General features: G+C 63.1%; 11 protein-coding genes. 4 read left to right on the top strand and 7 right to left on the bottom strand.

What is annotated here, in order from left to right; genetic code table 11:
- Positions 1-212 precede the first annotated feature (212 nt).
- Complete coding sequence (locus HLH25_RS00345; RefSeq protein WP_114726534.1) at positions 213-656, top strand: SufE family protein; 444 nt, start codon at positions 213-215, stop codon at positions 654-656.
- 48 nt (positions 657-704) lie between these two features.
- Here HLH25_RS00345 and HLH25_RS00340 read toward each other — a convergent pair whose 3' ends face one another.
- Positions 705-1,622, bottom strand: coding sequence for a DUF2272 domain-containing protein (locus HLH25_RS00340; protein WP_182972174.1), 918 nt, complete (start codon positions 1,620-1,622; stop codon positions 705-707).
- 328 nt (positions 1,623-1,950) lie between these two features.
- Here HLH25_RS00340 and HLH25_RS00335 point away from each other — a divergent pair, with 328 nt between their 5' ends.
- Positions 1,951-2,934: an aldo/keto reductase gene (locus HLH25_RS00335; protein ID WP_182972173.1), complete on the top strand. Its 984-nt coding sequence runs from the start codon at positions 1,951-1,953 to the stop codon at positions 2,932-2,934.
- Between the two features lie 335 nt (positions 2,935-3,269).
- Here the strand turns inward: HLH25_RS00335 and HLH25_RS00330 are convergent, their stop codons facing one another.
- From HLH25_RS00330 to HLH25_RS00305, 6 genes are all read right to left on the bottom strand, one after another.
- Positions 3,270-4,358 (bottom strand): hypothetical protein, encoded by a 1,089-nt coding sequence (locus tag HLH25_RS00330; protein WP_182972172.1) that lies wholly within the window; start codon positions 4,356-4,358, stop codon positions 3,270-3,272.
- A gap of 461 nt (positions 4,359-4,819) precedes the next feature.
- Complete coding sequence (locus HLH25_RS00325) at positions 4,820-5,518, bottom strand: YecA/YgfB family protein (protein ID WP_220791611.1); 699 nt, start codon at positions 5,516-5,518, stop codon at positions 4,820-4,822.
- Between the two features lie 55 nt (positions 5,519-5,573).
- The gene (locus HLH25_RS00320) at positions 5,574-6,164 is read right to left on the bottom strand and encodes a LutC/YkgG family protein (RefSeq protein WP_182972171.1); all 591 of its coding nucleotides are present in this window, start codon (positions 6,162-6,164) and stop codon (positions 5,574-5,576) included.
- Entirely contained in the window at positions 6,161-7,585 is a 1,425-nt protein-coding gene (locus tag HLH25_RS00315; RefSeq protein WP_182972170.1) for a lactate utilization protein B, read from the bottom strand. Before HLH25_RS00315 ends, HLH25_RS00320 begins: the two co-directional genes overlap by 4 nt.
- The gene (locus HLH25_RS00310) at positions 7,582-8,325 is read right to left on the bottom strand and encodes a (Fe-S)-binding protein (protein WP_182972399.1); all 744 of its coding nucleotides are present in this window, start codon (positions 8,323-8,325) and stop codon (positions 7,582-7,584) included. The genes HLH25_RS00315 and HLH25_RS00310 overlap by 4 nt, the downstream gene beginning before the upstream one ends.
- 148 nt (positions 8,326-8,473) lie before the next feature.
- Positions 8,474-8,842: a hypothetical protein gene (locus HLH25_RS00305; RefSeq protein ID WP_182972169.1), complete on the bottom strand. Its 369-nt coding sequence runs from the start codon at positions 8,840-8,842 to the stop codon at positions 8,474-8,476.
- 242 nt (positions 8,843-9,084) lie between these two features.
- Here HLH25_RS00305 and HLH25_RS00300 point away from each other — a divergent pair, with 242 nt between their 5' ends.
- On the top strand, positions 9,085-10,005 hold the full coding sequence (locus tag HLH25_RS00300) for a DnaJ C-terminal domain-containing protein (protein WP_114726541.1): 921 nt from the start codon (positions 9,085-9,087) through the stop codon (positions 10,003-10,005).
- Positions 10,002-10,340 carry a chaperone modulator CbpM gene (locus HLH25_RS00295; protein WP_182972168.1) on the top strand — a complete coding sequence of 113 codons (339 nt, stop codon included), beginning with the start codon at positions 10,002-10,004 and terminating at the stop codon, positions 10,338-10,340. Before HLH25_RS00300 ends, HLH25_RS00295 begins: the two co-directional genes overlap by 4 nt.
- Positions 10,341-10,431 lie beyond the last annotated feature (91 nt).

Raw genomic sequence — 10,431 nt, 5'->3', positions numbered from 1 at the left:
CGCGTTTCCTGTGCTCCGATGCTCACGGCCGGTAAGGCCGCTCCGCTTCGGTGCTCGGACACGCACACCGGGCGTGCCGCTATGCGGCACTCTCGCGCGCCAGCCCACGTTTCCGGCCACAAACCAGGTGCCGGGAGGGGTGGGCTTCTAGCAGGTGAGGATGTGTTTTAGTCTGTGCTCGTTCATTTGCTTATTCTTGTCAGGTAGCTTTGATGACTGATCCTTTCGTCCTCCCCCAGGATGCGACCGCCGCTGCCGCGATTGCGGCGATCGGGGAGGAACTGGACCTCTTCGATGACTGGATGCAACGCTACCAGTACATCATCGAACTGGGCCGCACGATGCCGCCCTTTCCCGCCGAATGGACGAATGATGCCCATCGCGTGCCGGGCTGCCAGAGCCAGGTATGGCTGGAAATGACCGACCGTGACGGTGTGCTGTTCTTTGCCGGGGCGTCGGATGCCGCCATCGTCTCGGGGCTGGTGGCGCTGCTGCTGCGGGTCTATTCGGGCCGGAGTGCGGAGGAAATCCTGGCGACCGATTCCGGCTTTCTGCGTGATCTGGGGCTGGTGCAGGCGCTTTCGACCAATCGCGGCAATGGGGTCGAGGCGATGGCGCGCGCCATCCGGCATGCGGCCGCGCAGGTCGCTCCCTGAGCGGAAGGGGTCTGGCGACCCGGTGCTGAGGCCGGGTCGCGCACGGCCTTACTGGCGGTCGGCGGATTCGGCGTCGGCGTCGTACAGCACTTGCAGCACCACGCACCAGGGGTAGCGTGGATCGTAGCTGTGGCCGGTGGGATCGGCCAGTTTGCCGTCCGCGCCGACCGGGACGTGGGTGAGGGCCACCGCGTCGTCGACATTGCCGCCGATGATGCTGATCTGGTGGCCGAAGGGCTGCCCGTTCTGGTTGGTGGCGACGACGATGCCGCAATGGGCCGGGAAACCATATTGGGTCGGCAGGTCGGCGAAGCGGACCGATTTGCTCGCACCCCGCCCGACGCAGATCAGGTCGCCCAGCGCCGGGGCGTAGGAGGCCGGGTCGCGGGCGCGGACGCCGCTTTCGGTGCCGGCGGCGGCGGCGTTGATGTAGGTGGCATGATTCGGCGAATAGGCGAAGCGGCCGTTCGCGCCCGCGACCCGCATGACGTAGGAAATGAAGGCCGCCGACCAGGCGAACATGCCGTCATGCACGTAGTTGGTGATCGCGCCTTCGGTATTGTGCTTGCCGGTCCAGGCGACCTCGCTTTCGCCCGGGTCCTGGCCGATCCACCAATATTCGCCCACGCGCTGCCACAGGCCGGGCATGCGTTCCGGCTTGACGGTCGCGCTGGTGGCCTCGGGGCGCTGTTCGGGGTCGTCGTCATTCACCGGCTGGCCGAACAGCCGCCATTCCCGCATCGCGATCGCGGCCACGTCCTGACGGGTGAACGGTTCGAAGTTTCGGCTGGCGAAATCGGGGACGTGGTCGTCCACCATCAGCGCGCCCTGACCGGCGGCATATTGCGCCGATGGCGTGTGGGCCGGCTGGGACGAGGGGTAACGCGGGGCGCAGGCGGCGAGGAGCGCCAGGGGGGCCATCAGGGTGATCGTGCGTGATACCGTCGGAGCGACCTTGCGCGACATTGCTTCGCTTCTCCATTCAGCGCGGGCCGGTCGTGTCGCGCACACGACGCCGGCACCCTACCCATAGGACGCGACGCAGGATGGGGAAAGAGGCGGCGTGGCGTGGCGGGGCCGCGTCATGCGGCCGTTCACGGGAAAGATAACAAGATGAAATGCTTTTTCATTGTCGTACGGCCGGTTCGGGTGCCGGATGGAACGTGACGGCTCGGCCGTCGCTTGCATACGAGGGAAAACTTGGCCGGGGTGCTCGCGCGCTCCGGTCCTTTTTTTGCGTGCTTTCCCGATTGCTGAGCCCGCCCTCCAAAGGGTGGGCAGGAAGGAGCATTTCATGCCGATGGAAACCATGGCCGTCTCGGGCATTCCCTTTCCGGTCTCGCGCATTGCGCTGGGTACGTGGGCGATCGGCGGGTGGATGTGGGGCGGGGCCGACGACCGCCAGGCCATCGCCACGATCCATGAGGCGCTGGATCTGGGAATTCGCCTGATCGATACCGCGCCGGTCTACGGGTTCGGCCATTCCGAGGAAATCGTGGGGGAGGCGCTGGTCGGACGGCGCGACACGGTGGCCATTGCCACCAAGGTCGGGCTGGACTGGAAGGACGGCAAGCCGTTCCGCAACAGTTCGGCCGCGCGTATCCGCCAGGAAATCGAGGATTCGCTGCGCCGGCTGCGTACCGACCGGATCGACCTCTATCAGGTCCATTGGCCGGACCCGGCCGTGCCGCTGGACGAGACGGCTCGGGTGCTGGAAGATCTGCACCGCGAGGGCAAGGTGCTGGCGCTGGGGGTGAGCAATTTTTCCGTCGCGCAGATGGAGCAGTTCAGTGCCGTGGCGCCGCTGGCGGCCGTGCAGCCGCCTTATAACCTGTTCGAGCGTGCGATCGAGGACGATATCCTGCCCTGGTCGGCCGCGCATGGTCTGGCGGTGCTGGCCTATGGGCCGCTTTGCCGGGGGCTGCTGTCGGGCAGGATGACCGCGGCCAGCCATTTCGGCAGCGATGATCTGCGCAGTGCCGATCCGAAATTCCAGGCGCCGCGCTTTGCGCAGTATCTGGCGGCGGTGGCGGCGCTGGAGGCGTTCGCGAAGGAGCGGTTCGGGCGCTCGGTGCTGGCGCTGGCGATCCGCTGGGTGCTGGATCAGGGGCCGACCATCGCGCTGTGGGGCGCACGCAAGCCCGAGCAGATCGCGGGGATAGACCAGGCATGCGGGTGGACGCTGTCGGCGGCGGACAAGGTGGAAATCGACCGTATTCTGGCGGCACATATCACCGATCCGGTGGGGCCGGAATTCATGGCGCCGCCGGGCGGCTGATATGTTGGCGTGATCGGGCGGACAGGCCCGGTCACGCTTCAACGGGCGGCGGGGGCGTTGCTCTGACGGGTAATTGCGTGGGGATAGATTTTCAACGGGGATTTTTGGACTGGGAACCGCCCGGATCAATGGGTTTATCCTGGCCGTAGGGCCGATTGCCTCTGTTTGTCCGACCGGAATAATGTTCTGGTTCGTTGTTTTTATTGCTATTTTTATATCTCTGATGCGCGCGTTCAATTTTATCAAAAAAGCGGAATCTCTTTTCGATTGGTTCTATCGATCAGGCCAGGGTGCTGTTGCCGGAAGGTGAGCGGTGGATCGGTGCGAAAGAAGATTTATTCTGACATTTCTGAAACTCGGATGCGCGCCTGGTGGGTTTTTTCAAAATGCAGGTCTTTCCCTGCCGTGCGGCGATCGGGTTTCCGGTCGGAGAAAAATATCTTGCCGTCCGCATAGTCAAACAGTACCTCGCGCCCCTCGAAGAATGCGTTGCCGACAGATCCGTAGGAAATACCTTTGAGGAGAAGAGCTTTTACATCATGTTCACAAAATTCTTTTGCGCAGAGCTCTTTTATGGAACCGATATACCCTAATTTCGGGTCTTTGTCGTAAATTGTCATGGTATTGTAAGCGGGAGTAGATTTGGAATTCGTCTTGATCCATTTTATGGGAATTTCGGTATCGGATAGCGCGGTATCGATGTGTAAATCACGCAGTGTGCCATTTATCCTGAGTCGCATCGCCAGGTTTCTCTGGTCTTCTACCAAATCGGCGTTGTGGAATTTTTCCTTCAAATTATCCATGTTCTTGATGGAGCATTCGTCATTATTCCTGTGGGGTAAGAAATATAACTTATTATTCGGATAGTCTATTAAGACATTGACAACCTTGAATATATTCTCGCCGATTACACCAACGACGGGTATGTCCCGTATGTAGTCGATTGGGTAATAATCGCTTGCTACGGCGGTTGTCGCGCCGACATTCATATTCCCGATCTTGAATCGCTCGATCATTACAAGATGTGCATCGTTGTAGTCTTCGCCGTTACTTATTATTAAGACCTGCTTCAGGGGGGCGGAAAGGTCGAGGTTTATTTTGTCATTGATATAGATATCATCAAAATCACCGCTTAGGTACATTCCAGCTTTATGGCCATTTATATCGACTTGTATGATGGGACTATCGGTTTTCCCCCCGAGCATATCCATATCGACGGCGCCGGCGCACGGCTCCGCTGCGGCGGGGAGGAGAAAAAAGTGACACATTGCGAGGAAAAGGAAGCCACTTCTTGCAATGGATGCGAAACTGAGGATCTTCTTTGCGGAATGGGGTGATCGGCGGGTTGCGGTACTGTGATGCGGGGGACGACGCGACCGGTCTTTCGATAATGCACCGGATGAATGCGAAGGCGCGGGTGACATTGGCTTTTTTCTCTCTATCATTGAAAGAATGGCGTGTGATGGCCTGTTTATTCGCCCGTCTAAAAATATCCGGATGGCGAGGGGACATAATATTGATGTCTATATATCGGGACGTTTGAAGACGGGGGAACTCTCCCATGCCAGCGTATTGATCGGGTCGGTGACATCCAGATTGCCAGAAATAATGGCGGAATGCGCAAAATTTTCCTGCAATGACGGTATATGGAAATGTCTCGTCGGGCCGGGTTTTTATGGTCAGGCGGTTTCCGTTTGGCGACGGAGGATCGTGACAATCCCGGTCGGAGATTTTCGCGGTCTGGACAGGACAAATCGACGGGGTCGGCGTTATGTCTGATGCCGTGTTGAAAAAACGCGATCGCCGGGGCGTGTGAGGTGATGGATGTGGGGTGATTGTGAGCATCGGCCTGTCGCCACATTTGCGTTCTATAGGCTGGATGCCTTCAATTCATGCCGCAGCATTTTTTGTATTTTTTGCCGGAGCCACAGGGACATGGCTCGTTTCGTCCGATTTTTGTCGATGTGGCTGGTCTGTTCGCGAGCCGGTCCATGCTCTCTGACAGGCGCGCGACGTGGAGCGCCTGTACCCATTCGGGGATAAGATCGGGCGCGGTTTCCGACAGCAGGGTGCCGAGTTCGTCGTCACTGTCGGGCGGTGAATCGGTCATGGCGACAAGCTTGTGCAGACCGACAAGGGCGGGACCGACGGTTTCGTCGGAACCACGGAGCAGGTCGTTCCAGGCTTCAGGTCGCAGCGCCATGGCGCGTTCGAAGCCCTCGATCCATAACTCCCAGATTACCTCGTCATGCCTCGTGTCGATATTGAACAGGGGCGCATAATGGCCGCGACCGAGATCATGCAGCACGGCGTTGTAATGTTGCAGGATCAAGCGGACATCGTTCTCGTGTTCGAGAACGGGATCGCCCTCCTCATCGGGATCGAGCACCACGGGCAGCCATTCGGACGGCAGGATCATCTCCGGGCAGACAAGGACGCCGGCGAGGAAGCCGTCCAGCTCGCTCAACAGCATCGCCGTCTCGAGGCGTGCGAGCACGCGCTCGAGTTGGCGGAGATAGGGAGGGAGTTTCGTCGATCCTGGCATGGTGCGCATCAGCGCAGCACTTCGGGCAAGGTGGATCAAGCCTTTTCAGGCGATTTCCAGGGCGTGGCGGGAGGCGCCCCCTGATAATATCCTGTTATTGAGGCATGAAACAGACTGCGAGGCTGCGGACGCCCTGGGCGCCGCGGATGAGGACGCCCTGGATGTCGGCGGTGGCCGAGGGGCCGCTCATCAGCACGCCGTAGCGGGCGGTGTGGAATTCCGGCCGCAGGTAGGCAGTGTGCATGTTGGCCGTGATCTGGGCCGGGTCCAGCAGGACCACCATGTGCTGGGTCAGGTGGGCGATGGCGTTGAGGTGAAGCTGGGCCTCGCTGAGGAAGATCGAGCCGGTTTCCGCGATGCCGAAGGCGGCGCGGACGATGGTGACATCGACCGGTTCGGCGGATTGCGGGGTGGGCAGGTCCTCGATGCGTACCGTGCCGGTGGCCTCGGGCACCAGGGAGCAGATCATCAGGCCGGGTTTGGGGAAGCGCAGCGCGATTGCCTGATCGAGCGTTTCGCCCTGCTGGCGGTCCAGCATCGTGCCGCCCATCTGGAGCAGGCTGGCGCTGAATCGCTCCGGGCTGGCGTCGGCCTCGCCCAGCACGGCCGGGTCGGGCAGGGGGTGGGCAGCGGGTGGCGGGCTGTTGCGGCGCAGGGTGGCCAGGATGCTGTCGCGGGCGCTCATGCCTTTGTCTCCGTCTTCACGGTTTCTGGCGTCGCTTTTCCGGCTGTCGGGCGGTTGCGGCGGTACCAGCTATGGAAGGTTTCCTTGACCGGGGCGGGGAGTTCGCGATTCTTGCCCCAGGGGTTCAGCCAGTTGTAGAGCGCGAAGCGGGGCAGGGTGCCCAGCGCGGTTTCGGTGCCGTTGATGGCGGCGCGATAGAGTCTGGGCTGGCCCATCAGCTTGCCGGCCATGTGCATGATCTCGCGCTTCACGAACGGCATCTGGTGATGTTCGACCAGCACCTGGCGCCATTTGTAGAGCTGCTCGTGGATGTTGATCTTGACCGGGCAGACATTGGTGCAACTGCCGTTCATCGTCGAGGCGTAGGGCAGGGTGCTGTATTTGCGCTCGTTGAAGGTGGGGTCGATGATCGCGCCGATCGGGCCGGAATAGACCGCGCCGTAGGACAGGCCGCCCGAGCGGCGATAGACCGGGCAGGTGTTCATGCACGCGCCGCAGCGGATGCATTTGAGCGAGGTCCAGAAATCCGCCATGCCCAGGCGGGCGGAGCGGCCGTTATCGACCAGCACCACATGCATCTCGCTGCCATCCTGCGGGCCGCGGAAATGGCTGGTATATTGGGTGATGGGCGAGCCGAGCGCGCTGCGCGACAGCAGGCGGATGAACACGCCGAGGTCTGCCATGCGGGGGACGACGCGCTCGATGCCGATGGTGGCGATATGCACGCCGGGCACGGTGGCGCTGAGGTCCGCATTGCCCTCGTTGGTGCAGACGACGAAGGTGCCGGTCTCCGCCACGAAGAAATTGCCGCCGGTCATGCCCGCGTCGGCATGCAGGATGACCGGGCGGGCGGCCAGGCGCTGGGCCTCGGCCAACTGGTGCGGGTCGTCGGCGTTGGGGTCGGTGCCGTAGGAGCGGGCGAAGATGCGCGCCACGTCGCTGGTCAGCTTGTGGACCGACGGTACGACGATGTGGCTGGGCATCTGGTCGTCGAGCTGCTGGATGCGCTCGCCGAGGTCGTTTTCGGTGACCGTGACGCCGCGCGCCGCCAGGTAGGGGCGGAGGTCGCATTCCTCGGTGACCATCGACTTGCTCTTGATGAGCGTTCTTGCGCCGCGGGCTTCGAGGATTTCGGCGACGATGCGGTTATGCTCGGCGCCGTCGGCCGCCCAGTGGACGTGGATGCCGTTGCTTTTGGCGTTGCGCTCGAATTCCTCGAGATAATCGGCGAGGTTCGCCAGCGCGTGTTCCTTGATGGCGGAGGCGCGGCTGCGCAGGTCCTGCCATTCGGGCAGCAGGTGCATCTGGGCATCGCGCTTCTGGCGCATGTCCCACAGGCGGGCATCGTGGAAGTCCAGATGCGGCTTGTCGGCGATGAAGGCGACGGCCGCGCCGGCATGGTTGACGGGCTTTTCTCTCATTGCCGGGCTCCGTTCAGGATTTCAGCGATGTGAATGAAGCGGATGTCGACATGGTTGCGTTCGGCGCAGCCCTGCTGGTGCATCATGCATGAGGAATCGGCCGAGACGATATATTCGGCGCCGGCGTGGAAATGATCGCGGACCTTGTCCAGGCCCATGCGGGCGGACACGGCTTCTTCCGTGACCGAGAAGGTGCCGCCGAAGCCGCAGCATTCGTCGGGCCTTGCCGGGGTGGCGAAGCGGATGCCCTTGACGCCGGAGAGCAGGGTCTTGGGCTTGGAAAACGCGGGTTCGCCCAGTTCCGACATGCTGGCGGTGCGCAGCGCGCGCAGGGACGAGCAACTGTTATGCAGCCCGACCGTGTGGGGAAATTCCGCCCACGGGAAATCGCGCACCTTCAGCACGTCGTGGAGAAATTCGACCAGTTCGTAGGTGTTGGCGCGGACATGGCGCACCGCGTCGGTCTGTTCGATCGCGTCGAAATGCGCGCGGACGTGATGGGTGCAGCTTCCCGACGGCATCACGATGGCGTCGAACCCCGAGAACAGCTTGACGAACAGGGCTTCGGCCGCCGCCGAATCCGACACGCAGCCGGCGTTGGTCATCGGCTGGCCGCAGCAGGTCTGCTCGGTCGGGTAGGTGACGTCCTGCCCCAGCCGTTCCAGCAGTTCGAGTGTCGCGATCCCGACGCCGGGATAGAAGGCGTCGATATAACACGGCACGAACAGGCCTATTTTCATTCCCATCGGGTCTTTTCCCTCGGCGCCGCCGCTTGTGCGGGCTCTTGTGTGCGGACCATTCGGTCTTCTGAGTTTTCGGACAGCATCTTGTTATAACAAGATGCCGGACGGACTCAACCGGGGGATTTTGCAGGGGGGCGTGCCGGGGTCAGGGGGTGCCCGGCTGGTCGCCCGGTTGATCGCTCGGGCGATCGCCTGGGGCGTTGCCGGTGATTTGAATCCACGCGCCACGGCTTTCCATGCAGTGGGCGTAGTACGTCTTCAGGCGCTTGAACTGGTTGCCGCCGCTGCCGGTCATCACGGCGCCGGTGGTCGCGGCGCTGACCGAGGCGTCGGTCTGGCAGAAACTGTCGGCGGACCGGTAGGCGTCGCTGTCATGATCGAGGATCGCGCGATAGCCGGCAATCGAGCCGTAGATCGAATGTTCCTTGTGCGTGCGTGCCTGCGCGGGGCCGGCAAGGGCCGCGCCCGTTCCGGCCAGCAGCAGGAGCAGGCGGGCGTTGAGGCGGATGGTCATGGTCGGGGTCCCTTTTTCCTGCCCCAGCCTAGCGCGCCGCGGGCCGGGTGCGAAGCCGCCCGGCGGGACAGGGCGCGCGCAGGATAGCTGCCTTGCGTGCGGGCTTACATTGACCGGCCGGCGGCTGCTCCCCATTATTTCAGACAAGGGGCGCGTCCGGATGATGGCGTGCCGGGGCGGAGCTTGGTGCTGCGCCCGAATCTGTTCGATATCGCGTGCCGCCAGGGAGAAGACGCATAACCGTGAGTACCGATCCGTACGAGATCCTGGGCCTGTCGCGCACGGCCAGCCAGGACGACATCCGCAAGGCCTATCGCAAGCTGGCCAAGAAATATCATCCGGACCTCAATCCGGGTGACAAGGTGGCCGAGGAGAAATTCAAGGCGATCGGCTCGGCCCATACGTTGCTGTCGGACGCCGATCAGCGCGCGCGCTTCGACCGGGGCGAGATCGACGCCGCGGGCCAGGAGCGCGGCTGGGCGGGCGGCGGCGGCAGTGGTTACCGCGACCATGCCGAGGGCGCGCAGGGCTTCCGGTATTCGGCCGGTGGATTTTCCGAGGACGATCTGGGCGACATGTTCGGCTCGATGTTCGGCCAGCAGCGCGGCTTCCGCCGCCGTCCGCAGGGGCCGGCGCGGGGGGATGACCGGAATTTCTCGCTGACCGTCAGTTTCGAGGATGCGGTCAATGGCGGCACGTCGCGCGTGACGCTGCCGGGCGGCGGGACGTTGGATGTGAAGATTCCGCCGGGGATCGAGGACGGGCAGATGATGCGTCTGCGCGGCAAGGGCGGCGAGGGGCATCAGGGCGGGCCGGCCGGCGATGCGCTGATCACCATCAGCATCGCGCCCAGCGAGATCTATACCCGTGACGGCAACGACCTGCGCATGACCCTGCCGGTTGGGGTGAAGACCGCCGTGCTGGGGGGACCGATCAAGGTGCCGACGCCGGGCGGGTCGGTCTCGATGAACGTGCCGGCCCATTCCGACACCGGCAGCGTGCTGCGGCTGCGCGGCAAGGGCGTGAAGGCCCATGGCGGGCAGGAAGCAGGGAACCTGTATGTGACGTTGCAGGTGACGATCGGCCCGGTGGACGCGGCACTGGAGACCTTCCTGAAATCCTGGACGCCGCCGGGCGAGGCGAAAGGGGGAGGTGCCGCATGATCACGATCGAAACCCTGTGCGTTCGGGCGGGCAATGTCAGCGTGGTCGAGGTCCAGCATTGGATCGACAGCGCATGGCTGCGGCCGGAGGGTGAGCCGGGGGCGTATGTCTTTCAGGACATCGACGTGGCCCGCGCGCGGCTGATCGCCGAACTGACCGGCGAACTGGGGATCGGGGAAGACGGTATGCCCGTGGTGCTCTCGCTGCTGGACCAGCTTTACGACGCGCGGCGCCAGATGCTGCACCTGCGCGCGGCGCTGGACAGCCCCCAGGCCGCCGACCTGCGCACGCGCCTGCTCACGTTGCTGGACGTGCAGGACAAGGGGCGCGGGTAGGGTCCCTTATCGAAGAGTGAAGCTGACGGTGGCCGCGCAAAGCCTGCGTGGACAAGTGGGCTGGTGCGCGAGCACGCCGCCAGACCGCCTG

This window comes from Gluconacetobacter dulcium (assembly GCF_014174165.1).
Taxonomy (GTDB): domain Bacteria; phylum Pseudomonadota; class Alphaproteobacteria; order Acetobacterales; family Acetobacteraceae; genus Gluconacetobacter; species Gluconacetobacter dulcium.
This window is presented reverse-complemented; position numbering and strand designations above follow the sequence as displayed.

What these genes read in the sequence shown, in the direction of transcription:
- HLH25_RS00345 (WP_114726534.1), top strand. Translation starts at nt 213, where the DNA reads ATGACTGATCCTTTCGTCCTCCCCCAGGATGCGACCGCCGCTGCCGCG.
- HLH25_RS00340 (WP_182972174.1), bottom strand. Translation starts at nt 1,622, where the DNA reads ATGTCGCGCAAGGTCGCTCCGACGGTATCACGCACGATCACCCTGATG.
- HLH25_RS00335 (WP_182972173.1), top strand. Translation starts at nt 1,951, where the DNA reads ATGCCGATGGAAACCATGGCCGTCTCGGGCATTCCCTTTCCGGTCTCG.
- HLH25_RS00330 (WP_182972172.1), bottom strand. Translation starts at nt 4,358, where the DNA reads ATGTCACCCGCGCCTTCGCATTCATCCGGTGCATTATCGAAAGACCGG.
- HLH25_RS00320 (WP_182972171.1), bottom strand. Translation starts at nt 6,164, where the DNA reads ATGAGCGCCCGCGACAGCATCCTGGCCACCCTGCGCCGCAACAGCCCG.
- HLH25_RS00315 (WP_182972170.1), bottom strand. Translation starts at nt 7,585, where the DNA reads ATGAGAGAAAAGCCCGTCAACCATGCCGGCGCGGCCGTCGCCTTCATC.
- HLH25_RS00310 (WP_182972399.1), bottom strand. Translation starts at nt 8,325, where the DNA reads ATGAAAATAGGCCTGTTCGTGCCGTGTTATATCGACGCCTTCTATCCC.
- HLH25_RS00305 (WP_182972169.1), bottom strand. Translation starts at nt 8,842, where the DNA reads ATGACCATCCGCCTCAACGCCCGCCTGCTCCTGCTGCTGGCCGGAACG.
- HLH25_RS00295 (WP_182972168.1), top strand. Translation starts at nt 10,002, where the DNA reads ATGATCACGATCGAAACCCTGTGCGTTCGGGCGGGCAATGTCAGCGTG.